Here is a 17931-nt window from a genome sequence, read left to right as displayed (position 1 = left end):
CTTTTCGGCGCTCGCATTTTTTTGAAGGTAACGACCATGGCAAGAGCAACTACCTCCGCACCGTCGCAACGCATGCTGCGCGTCGGCGAGCAGGTGCGCGCGGCCCTGACCCAGGTTCTCCAGCGCGGCGAAGTGCGTGATCCGCTTCTCGAAAAGACGGTGATCTCGATTTCGGAAGTCCGCATGTCGCCGGACCTGAAGCATGCGACGGCCTATGTCACGCCGCTGGGCGTCAAGGATCACGACACGGTCATCGAGGCGCTCAACCGCAATGCGAAGTTCATCCGCGGCCGCCTCGGCCCGCAGCTGCGCCAGATGAAATACATGCCGGACGTCCGCTTCCGCGACGATACGAGCTTCGACAATTACAAGAAGATCGACGAGCTCCTGCGCTCGCCCGAAGTGGCGCGCGACCTTTCCGCCGATGGCGGCGACGACGACAAGTAACCCAGGATAAAGATGTCCAAGCCCCGCAAACCCAAGGGCCGGCCGGTTTCCGGCTGGCTTATTCTCGACAAGCCGTTCGATTTCGGCTCGACCGAAGCCGTCGCCAAGATCAAGTGGCTTCTCAAGGCCCAGAAGGCCGGTCATGCCGGCACGCTCGATCCGCTCGCCTCCGGCATGCTGCCGATCGCGCTGGGCGATGCGACCAAGACCGTTCCCTACGTCATGGACGGCCGCAAGATCTATGAGTTCACGGTCACCTGGGGCGAGGAGCGCACGACGGACGACCTCGAAGGCGAGGTGACGCAGAGTTCCGGCAAGCGCCCGACCGCCGAAGAGATCAAGGCGATCCTCGGCGACTATACCGGCACCATCCAGCAGATCCCCCCGCAGTTTTCGGCCATCAAGATCGATGGCGAGCGTGCCTATGATCTCGCCCGCGAAGGCGAGACGGTGGAAATCCCGTCGCGTGAGGTGGAAATCCACCGCCTGACGCTGATCGCGTCGGACGAGAACACCGCGCGCTTCGAAGTGGAGTGCGGCAAGGGGACCTATGTGCGCGCGCTCGCCCGCGATTTCGGCCGCCAGCTCGGCTGTTACGGTCATATCTCGGCGCTGCGCCGCACCTTCGTCGCGCCGTTCGGCGAGGACGACATGGTGCCGCTCGCCGATCTGGTGGCGCTGGAAAAGATCGAGGACGAAGCCGAGCGCCTCGCGGCGCTGGACGCCTTTCTGATCGATACGGGCGAGGCCCTCTCCAACCTGCCGCAGATCATCATCAACGATGACCAGGCGCATCGGCTGCGCATGGGCAATCCCATCATCCTTCGCGGCCGCGATGCGCCGGTTTCCGCCGACGAGGCCTATGCCACGGCGCGCGGCAAGCTGGTGGCGATCGGCGAAATCGGCGGCGGCGAGTTCCGCCCCAAGCGGGTCTTTCAAGGTTGATATGGGGGCGGAACCAACCGCCCCCGACTTGATTTCACCACAAGCAACAGGCTTTATGGGCCTGCAAGGTTCGCTCCGGGGCGGGGTGGGCGGCGTGCGCCGCCGTGATCGCTCCTGAGGGAAGGGTGAAAAGGGCTGGCCGTTGACGATTGCGCCGACTGACAGAACGATCTCTGCCGGAGACGCGGAGGCAAAACCTGCCGTCGGACGCCGGCGCATGCACTATCCGGTCCTCTTCTATCTCGTCTGCATGATCCTCGTCCTGATCGTGCCGGCCTTCCTGTTTTCCATGGTGGTTCTGAAGCGCACCAACGAGGCGCAGGAGCGGATTTTCGAATCGCTGCTGCGCACCTCGACGAGCGCCGTGAACCGCGCCGTCGAGCGTGAAATTTCCGGCATGTTCTCGACGCTGAACTTTCTCTCCACATCGGAGAGCTTGGTGCAGGGCGACTTTGCCGGGCTGCATGCGCAGGCCAGCAAGACGCTCGAAGGCACGGATATCCATTTTCTCGTCATCGATCCGGCGATGCGTCAGCTCGTCAACACGCGCGTGCCCTATGGCACTGCCCTCAACATGGCGTCCGATCCGACCTCCGCAAGCCTGGCGCTGGCGCGCGGCGAGCGCATGGTCTCGGATATCTTCTTCGGCCGGACGGCGCAGCAATGGGTCTTCAACGTCTACCAGCCCATGCGGCTTTCGAACGGCCGGCAGGTTCTGCTGACGCTGACGAAGAATGCCGACGCCTTGCGCCGTGCGGTCAATCCGGATGTCCTGTCCCCCGGCTGGAACGCCGCGGTCATCGACAGCACGGGCACCGTGATCGCCTCGACGGACGAGAAACAGAAGACCGGTACGGAATTTTTCCTGCGCGTGGTGCCATCCCTGCGCCTCGGCGTCAGCACCATGCGGCAGGACGGCACGAATTATCAGATCGTCACCGAGTTCTCGTCGCTGGCGGGCTGGCGCATGATCGCCTGGGCGAAATCCTCCGACGTGCAGGCGCCGGCGGCCTCGTCGATACGCTGGCTGGTGATCGGCGGCGTGGTCTTCGCGCTGCTGGCCGCGATCGGCGCGGTCGGCATCGCGCGGGTCCTGTCGCGGGACGTCCGGCTGCTTGCGCATGATGCCCGCAGGCTCGGGCATGGCGAGCGCGTCGCCGCACGGCCCTATGCCATCACCGAACTGGAGACGGTGTCGCGTGCGCTGGCGGAAGCGGCGGACGCGCGGGTTAAATCCGAAAACGAGGTTCGCTTCCTCATGCGTGAGGTGGCGCACCGCTCCAAGAACCAGCTCACCGTCATCCAGGCCATGCTGAACCAGTCGGCAGCCGGCGCGGAGAATGCCGCCGATTTCGCAGAAACCTTCCGCAAGCGCGTGGCGGGGCTGGCCCGCTCGACCGACCTGATGATCGCCAATGCATCCGACGGCATCAACCTGATGGAGCTTGCCAAGAACCAGTTGAAGCCGTTCACGCCCGACGATGCGGCCCGCGTGCGCATTACGGGCCCTGCCGTTCTGCTCGATCCGCAGGCCTCGCAAACGCTCGGCATGGCGCTGCACGAGCTTTCGACCAATGCAACGAAATACGGTGCGCTGGCAAACGAAAGGGGCATCGTCTCGCTGAGCTGGGTGGCGAAGGGCGAGGATCTCAATCTCGTCTGGCGCGAGAGCAAGGCGTCGATCGACAGGGAGGCCATCGCGGCTAGCCGGAAGGGCTTCGGCAGCGTGGTCCTGGAGCGCATGCTCGGCATGGCGCTGGATGCCAAGCTCGACTTCATCGTGCACGACGACGGTATCGAATGGCGTGTCACGATCCCGCTTGCGCGGTTGCGCGATGAGGAAGCTCATCACGCACGCCACAATTCATGATAGAACGGCGGCTCCTTCTCATGCTCGGGGCTATTCCATGAGATTTCTTCTGCGTGCTGCGGCTCTTGGCGGCCTCCTCCTCGTCTCGCCGGCGCTGGCCGGGGAGTGCCTGGTCGACGATCCCACGGGCACGCCCCTCAACGTGCGCGCCGCGCCGAACGGTCCTGTTCTCACGACGCTTGCGAATGGCACCGGCGTCGTCATCCTCGACCAGCGCAAGCTCGGCACGAAACGCTGGCTGCTGGTTTCGGTGCACGGTCGGCAGCTTGGATGGATCTTTGCAGCCTATGTCGTTTGCCCGGCGACGAGCGATGCGGCGAAGGCCGCACCCAGCCTGCCGGTGCCGCAGCGGTAGAACGGGCCTTCCCTTTCACAAGCGAATGGTTTATAGGCACCGCCAGCAATGCGGGCTTTTGCCCCTTGCCTCACGGCCATCGCTGGACGACATCCCGGCTTTTGGCGACTTCTGGTTCTCCATTCATGAAAGGACATACGATGTCGATCACTGCTGAGCGCAAGGCTGCGCTGATCAAGGAATACGCAACTGTCGAAGGCGACACCGGTTCGCCGGAAGTCCAGGTTGCGATCCTGACCGAGCGCATCAACAACCTGACGGAACACTTCAAGGGTCACAAGAAGGACAACCACTCCCGTCGTGGCCTTCTGACGATGGTGTCCAGCCGCCGCTCGCTTCTTGACTACCTCAAGAAGAAGGATGAATCCCGTTACAGCAAGCTGATTGCTGCCCTGGGTATTCGCCGCTAAGCAATTTCGGCGGGCGTTCTCACGAGCGCCCGCCGCATTCTTTTGCGGAAGACAATTCCGCCGTACCGTTTCGCCAGTGCCGGTCGAGGCCGCCTCGCGAGATGGCATTATCCAGCAGGCCGGATGGGCCGGACCTGCGGAACCAACCGATGACCTGTCATGGGGCAGGATTGCAGGATGCTTCCCTGAGAAGCGGTTCCAGAACGGTTTCCGTCCGGAATTGCGGCCAGCAAACACGAAGCCTCCCGTTGTCTTGCCCATGATGCGTCATGAAGCGGATAGACCACCTGCGCCTTTTCGGGCGGCGGTGCGCGTATCCGCCTTACGAAGGACAAGACATGTTCGATACCCATACGGTTGAAATCGAATGGGCGGGCCGTCCGCTCAAGCTGGAAACCGGCAAGATCGCCCGCCAGGCTGACGGCGCGGTTCTCGCGACCTACGGCGAGACCGTCGTACTCGCCACCGTCGTCTCGGCCAAGGCGCCGAAGCCGGGCCAGGATTTCTTCCCGCTCACCGTCAACTACCAGGAAAAGACCTACGCCGCCGGCAAGATCCCGGGTGGCTACTTCAAGCGCGAAGGCCGTCCGTCGGAAAAGGAAACGCTGGTTTCCCGCCTGATCGACCGTCCGATCCGCCCGCTTTTCCCGGAAGGCTACAAGAACGACACGCAGGTCGTCGTCACTGTCGTCCAGCATGACCTCGAAAACGATCCCGACGTTCTGTCGATGGTTGCCGCTTCCGCAGCGCTCACGATCTCCGGCGTTCCCTTCATGGGCCCGGTCGGCGGCGCACGCGTCGGCTACATCAACGGCGAATACGTCCTGAACCCGCATCTCGACGAGATGGATGAATCGGTTCTCGACCTCGTCGTCGCCGGCACCCAGGACGCCGTCCTGATGGTGGAATCCGAAGCCAAGGAACTGAACGAAGACGTCATGCTCGGCGCTGTCATGTTCGGCCACAAGGGCTTCCAGCCGGTCATCGACGCGATCATCAAGCTCGCCGAAGTGGCTGCCAAGGAACCGCGCGACTTCCAGCCGGAAGACTATTCCGAACTCGAAGCCGAAATGCTCGGCATCGCGGAAACCGAACTGCGCGCCGCCTACAAGATCACCCAGAAGGCCGACCGTTACGCCGCCGTCGACGCCGTCAAGGCCAAGGTGAAGGCACACTTCCTGCCCGAGGGCGTCGAGCCCAAGTACTCCGCCGAAGTCATCGGCTCGGTGTTCAAGCACCTGCAGGCGAAGATCGTTCGCTGGAACATCCTCGACACCAAGAGCCGTATCGACGGCCGCGATCTCGACACCGTTCGCGCCATCGTATCGGAAGTCGGTATCCTGCCGCGCACGCACGGCTCGGCTCTCTTCACCCGCGGTGAAACCCAGGCCGTGGTCGTTGCCACGCTCGGCACCGGCGAAGACGAGCAGTATGTCGACAGCCTGACCGGCATGTACAAGGAACGCTTCCTGCTGCACTACAACTTCCCGCCCTACTCGGTCGGTGAAACGGGCCGCATGGGCTCCCCGGGCCGCCGCGAAATCGGCCACGGCAAGCTTGCATGGCGTGCTATCCGCCCGATGCTGCCGACGGCGGAACAGTTCCCCTACACGCTGCGCGTCGTTTCCGAGATCACCGAGTCGAACGGCTCGTCCTCGATGGCCACGGTCTGCGGCACCTCGCTCGCGCTGATGGACGCCGGCGTTCCGCTGGCCAAGCCCGTTGCCGGTATCGCCATGGGCCTGATCCTCGAAGGTGACCGTTTCGCGGTTCTCTCCGACATCCTCGGTGACGAAGACCACCTCGGCGACATGGACTTCAAGGTCGCCGGCACCGCCGACGGCATCACCTCGCTGCAGATGGACATCAAGATCGCCGGTATCACCGAAGAGATCATGAAGGTCGCGCTCAGCCAGGCACAGGGCGGCCGCAAGCACATCCTCGGCGAAATGGCCAATGCCATCTCCGAAGGCCGCTCGCAGCTTGGCGAGTTCGCGCCGCGCATCGAAGTGATGAACATCCCGGTCGACAAGATCCGTGAAGTCATCGGCACGGGCGGCAAGGTCATCCGCGAGATCGTCGAAAAGACCGGCGCCAAGATCAACATCGAAGACGACGGCACGATCAAGATCGCATCGTCCTCCGGCAAGGAAATCGAGGCGGCCCGCAAGTGGATCCACTCGATCGTGGCTGAACCGGAAGTCGGCATGATCTACGAAGGCACGGTCGTCAAGACCGCCGACTTCGGCGCCTTCGTCAACTTCTTCGGCCCGCGCGATGGCCTCGTGCACATCTCGCAGCTCGCGTCCGAGCGCGTTGCCAAGACCTCCGACGTCGTCAAGGAAGGCGACAAGGTCTGGGTCAAGCTGATGGGCTTCGACGAGCGCGGCAAGGTTCGCCTCTCCATGAAGGTCGTCGACCAGGCAACCGGCAAGGAGATCGTTGCCGAGAAGAAGGCCGACGGCGAAGCCGCCGAGTAATCGGACCCTCTACCTTTGGGAAGGGGCGCGGAGCGGCATGTTCCGCGCCCTTTCTTTTGAACGTCTGAAACCCCACGCTGTGAGCCGACCATGACCCGCGATGCCCTGAAGACCCTGTTCCACCCCTTTGCCTCCGGCACGCTCGGCATGCCCGGCGAGGGCGAACGTTACCTCTTCCTCGGCGCGGAAGCCGGCCAGCGCCCGCCGGAAGGTTTTGCCGCGTCGCTGGAGGCGGTCCAGCCGCTGCGGTCGCTCTATCGTGGCCTGGAAGCCGTGCGCCAGCCGGTGACGCCGCTCATCGAGGGCGAGGATTTCGACGGCGCGCTCATCCTGATGAACAAGCACAAGGGTGAAAACGAGAACCGCATTGCAGAGGCCCTGCGGCGCGTTCGCACCGGCGGCCTGATCGTCGTCGCGGGCAGCAAGGAAGACGGCGTGCAGTCGATGCGCAAGCGTCTCGACCAGCTCGGCCTGACGGGCGATTCCATGCCGAAATATCATGGCCTCGCCATCTGGTTTGCCCGTCCGGAGGATCCGGCGGAGGCGATTGCCAAGCTGGCGGCCAAGCCGGTGCGCGTCGACGGCCGCTTTACCGCGGCACCGGGCATGTTCTCCCACGACCGCATTGACGACGGCTCCGAGCTGCTTGCCAGCCGCATTCCCGAAGATTTCAACGGCCACGCCGCCGATTTCGGCGCGGGCTGGGGCTACCTCTCCGTCATGCTCGCCGATCGTGCGCCGCAGGCGAAGGGCGTCGACCTGTTCGAGGCGCATTACGAGGCGCTGGAAGCGGCCAAGGAGAACATGGCGGAGAACTGCCCGAACGTTCCCGCGCGCTTCTACTGGTTCGATCTGACGGCCGAAACCCCGCGCGATCACTACGACCTCATCGTCATGAACCCGCCCTTCCACGAAGGCCATGCCGCCGATCACTCCCTCGGCGCCGGCATGATCCGGATGGCGGCAAAGTCCTTGAAGATCGGCGGCCGCCTGCTGATGGTCGCCAATCGCGGCCTGCCCTACGAGCCGGTGCTGAAGGAAGCCTTCAAGGAAAGCGGCGAAGTCTGCCGCAACGCCCGCTTCAAGGTCCTCTTCGGCCGTCGTTGAGGTTCAGGGGGGACCGGCGTCGGCTTCCGGTTGCGCCGATTGCCATTTTCCTGAAACAGGTCCACCATGACGGGACCGTAGCCGTTCAGGAGGCCTGCAATGGCTTTTGGACCTGCCAGACCGCCGATCATGGAAGACGTGGCGGAAGTCATCGCCAAGGACGTGAAACAGGGGGAGGGGCATACGCCGCCTTCCGAATCGCCGCTCGCTTTCTTGAGGCGAGGGGCTGATGGCAAGCCGATCGAAATGAACAGCCGCGTGCGCACGATGCTGCTTGGCATCCTGGTCGCGATGGTCCTGCTTGTCGGTATTCTCTTGGTGCTTTGATCGATCAAGGAGAAACGGCGCGAAGTGTAACTCCGCGCCGTTTGTTCGTTACTCGCTGTCTGCCTTGGCCAGCCGCTCCAGCGTCGGCATGGAGGTGATGTTGTAGCCGGAATCCACATAGTGGATTTCGCCGGTCACGCCGCTCGACAGGTCGGAAAGCAGGTAAAGCGCCGAATTGCCGACATCCTCGATCGTGACCGTGCGGCGCAGCGGTGCGTTCTTCTGCTGCCAGGAGAGCATGGCGCGCGCATCCGAGATGCCCGCACCTGCCAGCGTCCGGATCGGGCCCGCGGAGATCGCATTCACACGGATGCCCTGCGGGCCGTAGTCGCCGGCGAGGTAGCGCACGGAGGCTTCGAGGGCCGCCTTGGCAACACCCATGACGTTGTAGTTCGGCATGATGCGGGTGGAACCGCCATAGGTCAGCGTCAGCATCGCGCCGCCGTCCGTCATCAGCTCGGCCGCACGCTTGGCGATTTCGGTGAAGGAGAAGCAGGAGATCACCATCGTGCGCGAGAAGTTCTCACGCGTGGTGTTCGCATAGAGGCCCTTCAGCTCGTTCTTGTCGGAAAAGCCGATGGCATGCACCACGAAGTCGAGCTTGCCCCACTTTTCCTTGATCGCCTCGATCGTGGCGTCGACCGATGCGATGTCCTCGACATCGCAGGGAATGACGAAATCGGAGCCGAGCTCGGCGGCCAGCGGCTTCACCCGCTTGCCGAGCGCCTCACCCTGATAGGTAAAGGCGAGTTCCGCGCCCTGGTTCGCGAGCTTCTGCGAGATGCCCCATGCGATGGAGTGGTTGTTCGCGACCCCCATGATGAGGCCGCGCTTGCCGTTCATGATCCCCGTCATGCCTGTCATCCGTTGTGGCGCTGGAAGACCAGCGTGGCGTTCGTGCCGCCGAAACCGAAGGAATTGGAAAGAACCGTATCGATCTTCGCATTGTCGATGCGCTTGCGCACGATCGGAACGCCGTCGAATTCCGGGTCGAGCTCGGTGATATGCGCGCTCTCGCCGATGAAACCCGCCTGCATCATCAGCAGGCCGTAGATCGATTCCTGCACGCCGGCGGCACCCAGCGAGTGGCCGGTCAGCGACTTGGTCGACTGGATGTGCGGGATCTTGTCGCCGAAGACTTCGCGGATCGCGCCGATCTCCTTGGAATCGCCGACGGGCGTCGAGGTGCCGTGCGTGTTGATGTAGTCGACATCGCCCTTCACGGTGGCGAGCGCCTGGCGCATGCAGCGCACCGCACCTTCGCCCGACGGGGCGACCATGTCGTAACCGTCCGATGTCGCGCCGTAGCCGGTGATTTCGGCATAGATCTTCGCGCCGCGCGCCTTGGCATGTTCCAGTTCCTCCAGAACCAGAACGCCAGCACCGCCGGCAATGACGAAGCCGTCACGGGTCGCGTCATAGGCGCGCGAGGCCGTGGCGGGCGTGTCGTTGTACTTGGAGGACATGGCGCCCATCGCATCGAACAGGTTCGACATGGTCCAGTCCAGATCCTCGTGGCCGCCGGCGAACATGAGGTCCTGCTTGCCCCACTGGATCATCTCGGCGGCATTGCCGATGCAATGCGCCGATGTCGAGCAGGCCGACGAGATCGAGTAGTTGACGCCGTGGATCTTGAACCAGGTGGCGAGCGTCGCGGATGCCGTGGACGACATCGCCTTCGGCACGGCAAAGGGGCCGATGCGCTTGGGCGAGTTGTTCTTGAGCGTGATTTCGGCGGCTTCGATCAGCGTGCGGGTGGAAGGACCGCCCGAACCCATGATGATGCCCGCGCGCGGATTGGCGGCATAGTCGGCCTCTTCCAGGCCGGCATCGGCGATCGCCTGCTTCATGGCGACGTGGTTCCACGCACCGCCCTGGGAGAGGAAGCGGGCGGCCCGGCGATCGACGAGTTCCGTGGTGTCGATATTAGGCGAACCCCAGACCTGGCACTTGAAGCCGTGGTCGGCGAAATCCTGCGAGAAGCTGATGCCCGAGCGCGCGTCGCGCAGCGAAGCCGTCACCTCGTCAGCATTGTTCCCGATCGAGGATACGATCCCCAAGCCCGTGACAACTACCCGTCTCATATTCATGACCTTTTCTAGAACGTCTCATGGTGAGGGCGAATGCCGCCCTCAGGCTGCCGGTGGCTGGCGCCGCCCTTAAGCTTCCTTGTCCTTCGACAGGCCGACGCGCAGGTCGCTCGCCTGATAGATGGTTTCGCCATCGGCCTTCAGCCAGCCGTCCGCCGTGCCGAGCACGAGGCGGCCGCGCATCACGCGCTTGAAGTCGATGCCGTATTCGAGGAGCTTGGTATCGGGACGAACCATGCCCTTGAACTTCACTTCGCCCGTGGACAGCGCCATGCCGCGGCCGGGCTCGCCGAGCCAGCCGAGGAAGAAGCCGGTCAGCTGCCACATGCCGTCGAGGCCAAGGCAGCCCGGCATGATCGGGTTGCCCTGGAAGTGACAGGGGAAATACCAGTCGTCCGGCTTCACATCGTATTCGGCGCGGATATAGCCCTTGTCGAAGGCGCCGCCGGTTTCGGAAATATCGGTGATGCGGTGGACCATCAGCATAGGCGGCAGAGGAAGCTGTGCGTTGCCGGGGCCGAAAAGCTCGCCACGGCCGCAGGCCAGAATTTCCTCGTAGTTGTAGCTGGATTGCCTGCTCGTCATCGAATGTCTCATCCCCGGTCTTGAGCGACCCTTGGTTCGCATGGATTTGGTGGAGGCAGGATGCGGATTGAAGCGCTCCTGAACTCCTCGTCTTCTCGCCGCGCCCTGTCAGGGCGAGACGTTGTTTCCGCTGTCCGCATACATGATGCTCGCCATGACAGCCAGTGCAAAGTACAGAACGGCGGGTGGGAGCCCGGTTTTTCCGCATGTTGCGCGTGTTGAAGCCGACGTAATCCTATTGAATACCGCTCCAGCAAAAGTTATATCGAAAGTTCAGGATTAGAGTTCAAGGCCAGACAAGCGGATACGTCGATCATGACGCATGCACACGAGATGCCCATCGAAGAGCGCCTGCGCCATTGCGGCCTGCGCCCGACGCGCCAGCGTGTGGCCCTTGCCGACCTGCTTTTCGCCAAGGGCGACCGCCACCTGACGGTGGAGGAACTGCACGAGGAAGCCGTCACCGCCGGCGTTCCGGTCTCTCTGGCCACCGTCTACAACACGCTGCACCAGTTCACCGAGGCGGGCATGATCCGCGTGCTCGCGGTCGAAAGCTCGAAGACCTATTTCGATACCAACGTTTCCGATCACCATCACTTTTTCGTTGAAGGTGAAAACCACGTCCTCGACATTCCCGTGAGCAATATCGAGATCGGAAATCTGCCCGAGCCGCCGGAAGGCATGGAAATCGCCCATGTCGACGTGATCATCCGCCTGCGTCCGCGCAAGGGCTGAAATTTCTACATCACATCGTCGGGGTGGCGACCGGGCCGGGCCTTGTAGACCGGGAACCGCCAGCCGAACTTCAAGGCGCCGCCGCGCACGATGAAGGCCGCGGCGATGCCGATGGCCGATGCCAGCCAGAGCGGCGCGCCCGCGACCGTCGCCGCCGTGAAGCCCGCCGCACCGATGAGGGCGGCGGTGACGTAGATCTCCGGGCGCAGCAGCACCGAAGGCTCTCCCGCCAGCAGGTCGCGGATGATCCCGCCGAAGCTTGCCGTCAGCACGCCGGTGGTGATTGCCACCGTCGGCGAGCCGGTTGCCGCGAAGCCCTTGGCTGCCCCCATCACGCAATAGGCCGACACACCCATCGCATCCAGCCACAGCAGCAGGCGGTAACGGGATTCGATGCGGTGCGCGAGCACGAAGACGATGAGCGCGACCGAGACGCAGACGATGAGATAGGTCGGGTTCACCACCCAGAAAACGGGCGTGGCCCCGAGAATGACATCGCGGAACGTACCGCCGCCGATGCCCGTGGCGGCTGCAAGAAACAGGAAGCCGATGATGTCGAGCTGCTTGCGCGAGGCCGAAAGCGCGCCGGTCGCGGCAAAGACGGCCACCCCCGTATAGTCAAGCAGTTCCAGGATCGACACGGTGTTCCCCTCTCATGCGGGCCAAGCCTCGCGACAGCCTTGCCGCAGTAGAGTGCGCCGGCAGAATCACGCCGCGCACCGTCAGCGGCCCATAATGACCGAATCGCGTGCCATGGAAAGGTTTGAGAGATGGCTATCCGCATGAGTTTTCTGGCGCTCCTCTCCGCCGCCATCGTTTCGATGGCCATGCCGGCCCGCGCCTCCAACATCGTGCCCGATGCGCTGTCCGCCGTGCAGGCGGAGGTCGCCAAGCGCTGCAAGACGGCGGTCTATGGCGAGGATTTCGCCGACTATGTCGACTTCAACAACGACCGTCTGGTGGACGCGATCTTCAATCTCGGCGCGGTCAACTGCGATGGCGTGCCGGGCGGTCTCTGCGGCAATGTCGGCTGCCCGCACCACTTCTATATCCGCGTCGCCGAGGGCGGGTTCTTCCTTGCGGCGGTCGCCGATCTCTACGGCTACGACATGAAGAAGCGGTTCGGAAACATGGTGCTGGAGCTGAAGGCCAATGCCGCCAGCTGCGGCCGCGACGACAGCGAATACTGCGTGATGACGATCCGGGTGCGCAATGCCCGTTTCGAGACGATCTCGAAGAAGTAGCCTATTCCGGCAGGAACGCGCTCGTGCGGCCGGCCATGGAATAGAAGGCGAGCCCGATCCACTCGCGAACGGCCATCGTCATCAACTGGCTGTTGACCGAAGGCTGGGTCAGGTCGAGGCCGAGGCTCGCCTTGCCGGTCGTACGGAAATCGGTCGGCCAGGGCAGCATCTCGAGACCGCGTTTGCGGAAGAGCCCGATCGAGCGCGGCATATGAAAGGCCGAGGTGACGAGAAGGCAGCGTTCCAGGCCGTTTTCGGCAAGCAGCGCCTGCGTGTAATCCGCATTCTCGAACGTATCGCGCGATCCCCCCTCGCGGATGAGCCGGGTTTCGGGAATGCCGAAGGCCGCGAGGAAGCGGCTGCCGATCACCGCGTCGCCTTCGAAATCACCGCTCAGGGAGCCGTCACCGCCGGAAATCAGGATGCGCGCCTGTGGAAACTCGCGGGCAAGCCGCAGCGTCTCCACGAAGCGATCCCCCGCCTGGTTCATCTCGTAACCGCCGCGCGCGGTGGTGACGTCAGCCTCGAAGCCGCCGCCGAGCGTGATGATGCAGGCCGGTCCGCCCTCGGGCAGCGCGGCGCGGGGGATGCGGTCCTCCAGCGTCTGCAGCAGCACCGCGCCTGTCGTCGTGAACAGGGTGAGGAACAGGACCAGCGCGGCCAGAACGCTCGAAAGCGTCCTGATGCGGTTCCACTTCAGCAAACCGGCGAGCAGGCCGGCGACGATGAGGAAGAAGGCCAGCGAAAGGGGTTGTGCGACGAGCCAGAAGATCTTCGAAATGTAGAAGGTCACGCGTCGCTTACCCCGCTTTTCGTGTCAGGCCGGTACGGCGGCGGGTGCCGCCTTGCCCCGTCGCAGATAAAGGATGCCCGCCGCCAGCGCAATGCCGGCGGCCAGAACGGCGACGGCGATGAGCGGGCGGTAGGTGATCCAGGCGATGGCGATCACGCTCGGGCCGATCAGAAGGGTGAAGATCAGCGCGATCGCGGTCGTGCCGAAGCGGACGATCGAGCCGATGAAGGGCACGAGATCGGCGATGACGCCGAGGATCGACAGGATGAAGACGAAGCCGATGAACAGGCCGATGAGCCCGCCGGCGCGCACCAGCCAGGTGATGACGGTGTTTTCGCTCTGTGCCGCGTCGAACATGGCGGGCGCTTCCACGAGGCCGGCCTGGCTCAGGAAGAGCGCCCGTCCGTTCGAGGTCGTATAGGGCACGAGGCCCGCGCCGCGTTGCGCGCCGACGAAGCTTGCGCTGTCGATGTCCGAGCGCGTGAAGGACATGCGGATGTCGCCGATCTCGGGGTTCTGCGGATTGGCGGAAAAGATCGCCTGGCCGCCGACGACGGAGGCCGGCTTGCCGAGGGCGGCGGCCTGGCCGAGGCGGGTTGCGTCCGACGCGCTCAGCGGGATCGGCCGCTCGTCGCCCAGTCGCGCGGCGGCCCGGCCATCGACGCTGAAGGCCCCGATCGTCGCCGATGGGACGAAGAAGCTCGCATCGTCGATCGGCATTTGCGGATTGTCGTGTCCAGCCTGACGGAAATTGCTGGAGTTGACGGCATCGCGCTTCCATTCCTTGCTGTAGGAATAGGTGGTCACGGTTTCCTCGCCGCCGCCGAGCTGCTTGCGGGTCTCCGACCGGGATGTTTCCACCCACTGGTACATCTCGACGACGCGTTCGAGGCCCGCCGCGCCTTCCGCCGAAATGCCGAGCACATTGTCCTCGGGCACGCCGACCGGCTTTACCGGCCCGGACACATGGACGAGCTTGCCGTCATTGGCCGGGTCGACGCGGCTGTTGTCGACGGAGACGACGAGCCCGGCGCCTTCGACAAGCGCCCTGTAGGTCTTCACCGAGCGCCCTTCGTTCCAGAAAAGCAGCCAGATGCAGGCGACAACGAGGATCAGGCCGACCACGATCCTGATCAACGCCCCCTTCAGTCTGGAGAACCAGGATGTGGTTGTCGTTTCGGTGAAGCTCATTGTCGTCCCCAGCAAGACTGATCTACGTCATGGAACATACATCCCAATCTGCTTATTCTCGCCGACGGTATCGCGCAAGCGGCGCCGGGCTCAAGGAACATCCTGCCGGCCGGCCCGTTCTCGCGTTACGGAACCAAAGGGAGAAGGCAGATGGACGAAACAAGGGAAGATCGCATCCGCAAGCGCGCCTACGAACTGTGGCAGCAGGCCGGTGCGCCGGACGGCACGCCGGATGATCACTGGTATCAGGCCGAGCACGAAATCGATCAGGGCAACGGTGAGATCGAAGGAGACGACGAGCCCAACCTCGCCGCACTCCGCGAAGCCGCACGCCAGCACTCGGACACGTTCCTGGTGAAGACCGACCTCGAAGACGCCGACCAGCGCGAAGCCACACCCGGCATGCGCGAGCAGCCGTAAGAGCAGAAAACGTTTGGTCTAGGGAAGGTTTGGTGGAGCTAAGCGGGATCGAACCGCTGACCTCTTGCATGCCATGCAAGCGCTCTCCCAGCTGAGCTATAGCCCCATAACGGGTCCGGCGAGGCCGGTTTCCGGGAACCGAAGCGGCGTTGCCGTTCGGTGTGCGGCTTATTACTTGCCGTGCCGGAGGATGGCAAGCCGAAAAATCATTTCCGGCCGATTTTTTTAAAATCGGCCGGAAATCAGGGTGTTACGCTTCGTCTTCGTCGCCGGTGACGCCAATGAGGTCGCTCATGTCGTCGTTGTCGTCGTCTTCGTCCTGTTCCAGGAACGTGTCGTCGTCGTCGCCGTCGATTTCGACGTCGTCATCGCCGAGATCCGGAATGTCGTCGCCGCCGGATGCATCTTCATCGGCATCCTCGAGCGAAACCAGTTCGACTTCCGTGTTCTCGGTATCGACTTCGTTGACGTCTTCTTCCTCATCCTTCTCCATGACGGCGGCCGCGGAGGTTTCCTCGAAGAAGGAAAGCGGATAGGACTTGCCCGTATAAGGCGACACGATCGGATCGCGGTTCAGGTCGTAGAACTTCTTGCCCGTTTCCGGGTCGATGCGTTTGGTTCCGAGTTCCGGTTTTGCCACTGTCAAAGCCTCTCAGGTGCCGATTGTCTCAGGCGGGGCCGGGTGACCGGCGCGTTAAAGGGAAAATGATTAGCCGGTCCCCTTAATCGTCTTGCGCTATCCTGTCAAAGCGAAACTGAGGGTGCGACGGAGCGCGCATTCGGGCCGAATGTTTTTCGGCGGGAGGATGACGCTTTAAATCGTTTGTGATAGCAAGCGCGCGATCTCCCCGGAGTGCCTGGCGGAGAGCCGACCATATAAGGAAGACGCCCATGTCGCACGGCGCCCATGCACGGCCCGCAACCGCCCGCAAATCCTCCGGCCTTTCCGGCACCGTCCGCATTCCCGGCGACAAATCGATTTCCCACCGTTCCTTCATGTTCGGCGGCCTGGCGAGCGGCGAAACACGCATCACCGGCCTCCTGGAAGGCGAAGACGTCATCAACACCGGCAAGGCGATGCAGGCCATGGGCGCCAGGATCCGCAAGGACGGCGATACCTGGATCATCAATGGCGTCGGCAACGGCGCGCTGCTTGCGCCGGAAGCGCCGCTCGATTTCGGCAATGCCGGCACGGGCTGCCGCCTGACCATGGGCCTTGTCGGCGTCTACGACTTCGATTCGACCTTCATCGGCGATGCCTCGCTCACCAAGCGCCCGATGGGCCGCGTGCTCAACCCGCTGCGCGAAATGGGCGTGCAGGTCACGTCCGCCGAGGGTGATCGCCTGCCGGTCACGCTGCGCGGTCCCAAGACCCCCACGCCGATCACCTACCGCGTACCGATGGCCTCCGCCCAGGTGAAGTCCGCGGTTCTGCTCGCCGGCCTCAACACGCCCGGCATCACCACGGTCATCGAACCGATCATGACCCGCGACCACACGGAGAAGATGCTGCAGGGCTTCGGCGCGAACCTGACGGTCGAGACGGATGCCGACGGCGTTCGCACCATCCGGCTCGAAGGCCGCGGCAAGCTCACCGGCCAGATCATCGACGTTCCCGGCGATCCGTCCTCCACGGCCTTCCCGCTGGTGGCGGCGCTGCTCGTTCCGGGCTCCGACATCACCATTCTCAACGTGCTGATGAACCCCACGCGCACCGGCCTCATCCTGACCCTTCAGGAAATGGGCGCCGATATCGAGGTGCTGAACCCGCGCCTTGCCGGCGGCGAGGACGTGGCGGACCTGCGCGTGCGCTCCTCCGTGCTGAAGGGTGTCACGGTCCCGGAAGACCGCGCGCCGTCGATGATCGACGAGTACCCGGTGCTCGCCGTCGCCGCATCCTTCGCGGAAGGCACGACGGTCATGAACGGCCTCGACGAATTGCGCGTCAAGGAAAGCGACCGCCTTTCCGCCGTCGCCGAGGGCCTGAAGCTGAACGGCGTGGATTGCGACGAGGGCGAAGCCTCGCTCGTCGTGCGTGGCCGGCCGGATGGCAAGGGCCTCGGCAATGCCGCGGGCGCCGCCGTCGACACGCATCTCGATCACCGCATCGCCATGAGCTTCCTCGTCATGGGCCTCGTCTCCGAGCATCCCGTCACGGTGGACGACGCGACGATGATCGCGACCAGCTTCCCCGAATTCATGGACCTCATGGCCGGGCTTGGCGCGAAGATCGAGCTTTCCGACGTCAAGGCCGCCTGATGACGTTCACCATCGCCATCGATGGTCCCGCTGCCGCCGGCAAGGGGACGCTCTCGCGCCGTATCGCGGAGGTCTATGGCTTTCATCATCTCGATACCGGCCTGACCTATCGCGCGACGGCGAAGGCGCTGCTCGATCGCGGCCTGCCGCTCGATGACGAGGCGGTCGCGGCCGATGTCGCCCGCGGCCTCGATCTCGCGGGGCTCGACCGCGCCGTCCTGTCCGCCCACGCCATCGGCGAGGCGGCCTCGAAGATCGCGGTCATGCCGTCGGTGCGCCGGGCGCTTGTCGAGGCGCAGCGCGGCTTTGCGATGCGCGAGCCCGGCACGGTGCTCGACGGCCGCGACATCGGCACGGTCGTCTGCCCGGATGCGCCGGTGAAGCTTTATGTGACGGCGTCGGCCGAGGTGCGCGCCAGGCGCCGCTACGACGAGATCGTGGCCGGCGGCGGGGTGGCCGATTACGGGACGATCCTGGAGGATATCCGCCGCCGCGACGAACGCGACATGGGGCGCGCGGACAGCCCGCTGAAGCCCGCTGACGATGCGCACTTGCTCGATACCTCGGAAATGAGTATAGAGGCGGCGTTTTCTGCGGCAAAGTCGATCATCGACGCTGTCCTTAAAGACTAGAACGAAGCCTGTCCCCGCGCCGGATTTGCTGCCGAAGGGTA

20 protein-coding genes and 1 tRNA gene are annotated in these 17931 nt (G+C 63.9%); 13 read left to right on the top strand and 8 right to left on the bottom strand.

What is annotated here, in order from left to right; translation table 11 throughout:
• Nucleotides 1-36: 36 nt before the first annotated feature.
• The 8 genes from rbfA (at nt 37) to GR158_RS03925 (ending at nt 7941) form a co-directional block, all read left to right on the top strand.
• Nucleotides 37-447: a 30S ribosome-binding factor RbfA gene (gene rbfA / locus GR158_RS03960; protein WP_160870085.1), complete on the top strand. Its 411-nt coding sequence runs from the start codon at nt 37-39 to the stop codon at nt 445-447.
• Nucleotides 448-459: 12 nt separating this feature from the next.
• Nucleotides 460-1392 carry a tRNA pseudouridine(55) synthase TruB gene (truB, locus tag GR158_RS03955; RefSeq protein ID WP_160870084.1) on the top strand — a complete coding sequence of 311 codons (933 nt, stop codon included), beginning with the start codon at nt 460-462 and terminating at the stop codon, nt 1390-1392.
• 217 nt (nt 1393-1609) lie between these two features.
• Nucleotides 1610-3262, top strand: a complete 1653-nt coding sequence (locus GR158_RS03950; protein WP_160870083.1) for a sensor histidine kinase — start codon at nt 1610-1612, stop codon at nt 3260-3262.
• A 37-nt stretch (nt 3263-3299) separates the two neighbouring features.
• The gene (locus GR158_RS03945; RefSeq protein ID WP_160870082.1) at nt 3300-3617 is read left to right on the top strand and encodes an SH3 domain-containing protein; all 318 of its coding nucleotides are present in this window, start codon (nt 3300-3302) and stop codon (nt 3615-3617) included.
• Between the two features lie 140 nt (nt 3618-3757).
• The gene (gene rpsO, locus GR158_RS03940) at nt 3758-4027 is read left to right on the top strand and encodes a 30S ribosomal protein S15 (protein ID WP_134649621.1); all 270 of its coding nucleotides are present in this window, start codon (nt 3758-3760) and stop codon (nt 4025-4027) included.
• Between the two features lie 338 nt (nt 4028-4365).
• The gene (gene pnp / locus GR158_RS03935; protein WP_160870081.1) at nt 4366-6507 is read left to right on the top strand and encodes a polyribonucleotide nucleotidyltransferase; all 2142 of its coding nucleotides are present in this window, start codon (nt 4366-4368) and stop codon (nt 6505-6507) included.
• A gap of 90 nt (nt 6508-6597) precedes the next feature.
• Complete coding sequence (locus GR158_RS03930; RefSeq protein WP_134649623.1) at nt 6598-7614, top strand: class I SAM-dependent methyltransferase; 1017 nt, start codon at nt 6598-6600, stop codon at nt 7612-7614.
• Nucleotides 7615-7713: 99 nt separating this feature from the next.
• The gene (locus tag GR158_RS03925; protein WP_160870080.1) at nt 7714-7941 is read left to right on the top strand and encodes a hypothetical protein; all 228 of its coding nucleotides are present in this window, start codon (nt 7714-7716) and stop codon (nt 7939-7941) included.
• 48 nt (nt 7942-7989) lie between these two features.
• Here the strand turns inward: GR158_RS03925 and fabI are convergent, their stop codons facing one another.
• From fabI to fabA, 3 genes are all read right to left on the bottom strand, one after another.
• A complete protein-coding gene (fabI, locus tag GR158_RS03920) occupies nt 7990-8796 on the bottom strand; it encodes an enoyl-ACP reductase FabI (RefSeq protein ID WP_160870079.1) in 807 nt (268 codons plus the stop codon).
• Between the two features lie 5 nt (nt 8797-8801).
• On the bottom strand, nt 8802-10025 hold the full coding sequence (fabB, locus tag GR158_RS03915; protein ID WP_134649626.1) for a beta-ketoacyl-ACP synthase I: 1224 nt from the start codon (nt 10023-10025) through the stop codon (nt 8802-8804).
• A 75-nt stretch (nt 10026-10100) separates the two neighbouring features.
• Complete coding sequence (gene fabA, locus GR158_RS03910; protein ID WP_134649627.1) at nt 10101-10616, bottom strand: 3-hydroxyacyl-[acyl-carrier-protein] dehydratase FabA; 516 nt, start codon at nt 10614-10616, stop codon at nt 10101-10103.
• 315 nt (nt 10617-10931) lie between these two features.
• On the opposite strand from fabA, the gene irrA reads away from it, so the two are divergent.
• Complete coding sequence (irrA, locus tag GR158_RS03905; protein ID WP_134649628.1) at nt 10932-11351, top strand: iron response transcriptional regulator IrrA; 420 nt, start codon at nt 10932-10934, stop codon at nt 11349-11351.
• Nucleotides 11352-11356: 5 nt separating this feature from the next.
• Here the strand turns inward: irrA and GR158_RS03900 are convergent, their stop codons facing one another.
• A complete protein-coding gene (locus GR158_RS03900; protein ID WP_134649629.1) occupies nt 11357-11992 on the bottom strand; it encodes a trimeric intracellular cation channel family protein in 636 nt (211 codons plus the stop codon).
• A 129-nt stretch (nt 11993-12121) separates the two neighbouring features.
• On the opposite strand from GR158_RS03900, the gene GR158_RS03895 reads away from it, so the two are divergent.
• Nucleotides 12122-12595: a hypothetical protein gene (locus GR158_RS03895; protein WP_160870078.1), complete on the top strand. Its 474-nt coding sequence runs from the start codon at nt 12122-12124 to the stop codon at nt 12593-12595.
• A 1-nt stretch (nt 12596) separates the two neighbouring features.
• Here the strand turns inward: GR158_RS03895 and GR158_RS03890 are convergent, their stop codons facing one another.
• Nucleotides 12597-13388, bottom strand: a complete 792-nt coding sequence (locus tag GR158_RS03890; protein ID WP_134649631.1) for a YdcF family protein — start codon at nt 13386-13388, stop codon at nt 12597-12599.
• A 24-nt stretch (nt 13389-13412) separates the two neighbouring features.
• Nucleotides 13413-14579 carry a TMEM43 family protein gene (locus tag GR158_RS03885; protein WP_160870077.1) on the bottom strand — a complete coding sequence of 389 codons (1167 nt, stop codon included), beginning with the start codon at nt 14577-14579 and terminating at the stop codon, nt 13413-13415.
• Between the two features lie 102 nt (nt 14580-14681).
• Between GR158_RS03885 and GR158_RS03880 the strand changes: the two genes are divergently transcribed.
• Nucleotides 14682-14999, top strand: a complete 318-nt coding sequence (locus GR158_RS03880) for a DUF2934 domain-containing protein (RefSeq protein WP_370359662.1) — start codon at nt 14682-14684, stop codon at nt 14997-14999.
• 30 nt (nt 15000-15029) lie between these two features.
• Here the strand turns inward: GR158_RS03880 and GR158_RS03875 are convergent.
• Both GR158_RS03875 and GR158_RS03870 read right to left on the bottom strand, forming a co-directional pair.
• Nucleotides 15030-15105, bottom strand: a tRNA-Ala gene (locus tag GR158_RS03875).
• Between the two features lie 144 nt (nt 15106-15249).
• Complete coding sequence (locus GR158_RS03870; protein WP_134649645.1) at nt 15250-15639, bottom strand: TIGR02300 family protein; 390 nt, start codon at nt 15637-15639, stop codon at nt 15250-15252.
• A 251-nt stretch (nt 15640-15890) separates the two neighbouring features.
• On the opposite strand from GR158_RS03870, the gene aroA reads away from it, so the two are divergent.
• Together aroA and cmk are read left to right on the top strand one after the other, a co-directional pair.
• On the top strand, nt 15891-17258 hold the full coding sequence (gene aroA / locus GR158_RS03865; protein ID WP_160870076.1) for a 3-phosphoshikimate 1-carboxyvinyltransferase: 1368 nt from the start codon (nt 15891-15893) through the stop codon (nt 17256-17258).
• On the top strand, nt 17258-17890 hold the full coding sequence (gene cmk / locus GR158_RS03860) for a (d)CMP kinase (RefSeq protein ID WP_160870075.1): 633 nt from the start codon (nt 17258-17260) through the stop codon (nt 17888-17890). Before aroA ends, cmk begins: the two co-directional genes overlap by 1 nt.
• Nucleotides 17891-17931: the final 41 nt, after the last annotated feature.

Origin of the sequence: Shinella sp. AETb1-6 (assembly GCF_009826875.1) — a bacterium.
GTDB classification, from domain to species: Bacteria; Pseudomonadota; Alphaproteobacteria; order Rhizobiales; family Rhizobiaceae; genus Shinella; species Shinella sumterensis.
This window is presented reverse-complemented; position numbering and strand designations above follow the sequence as displayed.

Bases quoted from the DNA above. Each gene is read 5' to 3' on its own strand.
- fabB (WP_134649626.1), bottom strand. From the start codon at position 10,025: ATGAGACGGGTAGTTGTCACGGGCTTGGGGATCGTATCCTCGATCGGG.
- GR158_RS03930 (WP_134649623.1), top strand. From the start codon at position 6,598: ATGACCCGCGATGCCCTGAAGACCCTGTTCCACCCCTTTGCCTCCGGC.
- cmk (WP_160870075.1), top strand. From the start codon at position 17,258: ATGACGTTCACCATCGCCATCGATGGTCCCGCTGCCGCCGGCAAGGGG.
- irrA (WP_134649628.1), top strand. From the start codon at position 10,932: ATGACGCATGCACACGAGATGCCCATCGAAGAGCGCCTGCGCCATTGC.
- GR158_RS03895 (WP_160870078.1), top strand. From the start codon at position 12,122: ATGGCTATCCGCATGAGTTTTCTGGCGCTCCTCTCCGCCGCCATCGTT.
- GR158_RS03925 (WP_160870080.1), top strand. From the start codon at position 7,714: ATGGCTTTTGGACCTGCCAGACCGCCGATCATGGAAGACGTGGCGGAA.
- rbfA (WP_160870085.1), top strand. From the start codon at position 37: ATGGCAAGAGCAACTACCTCCGCACCGTCGCAACGCATGCTGCGCGTC.
- GR158_RS03945 (WP_160870082.1), top strand. From the start codon at position 3,300: ATGAGATTTCTTCTGCGTGCTGCGGCTCTTGGCGGCCTCCTCCTCGTC.
- pnp (WP_160870081.1), top strand. From the start codon at position 4,366: ATGTTCGATACCCATACGGTTGAAATCGAATGGGCGGGCCGTCCGCTC.
- GR158_RS03950 (WP_160870083.1), top strand. From the start codon at position 1,610: ATGCACTATCCGGTCCTCTTCTATCTCGTCTGCATGATCCTCGTCCTG.
- fabI (WP_160870079.1), bottom strand. From the start codon at position 8,796: ATGACGGGGATCATGAACGGCAAGCGCGGCCTCATCATGGGGGTCGCG.
- aroA (WP_160870076.1), top strand. From the start codon at position 15,891: ATGTCGCACGGCGCCCATGCACGGCCCGCAACCGCCCGCAAATCCTCC.
- rpsO (WP_134649621.1), top strand. From the start codon at position 3,758: ATGTCGATCACTGCTGAGCGCAAGGCTGCGCTGATCAAGGAATACGCA.
- truB (WP_160870084.1), top strand. From the start codon at position 460: ATGTCCAAGCCCCGCAAACCCAAGGGCCGGCCGGTTTCCGGCTGGCTT.
- fabA (WP_134649627.1), bottom strand. From the start codon at position 10,616: ATGACGAGCAGGCAATCCAGCTACAACTACGAGGAAATTCTGGCCTGC.
- GR158_RS03885 (WP_160870077.1), bottom strand. From the start codon at position 14,579: ATGAGCTTCACCGAAACGACAACCACATCCTGGTTCTCCAGACTGAAG.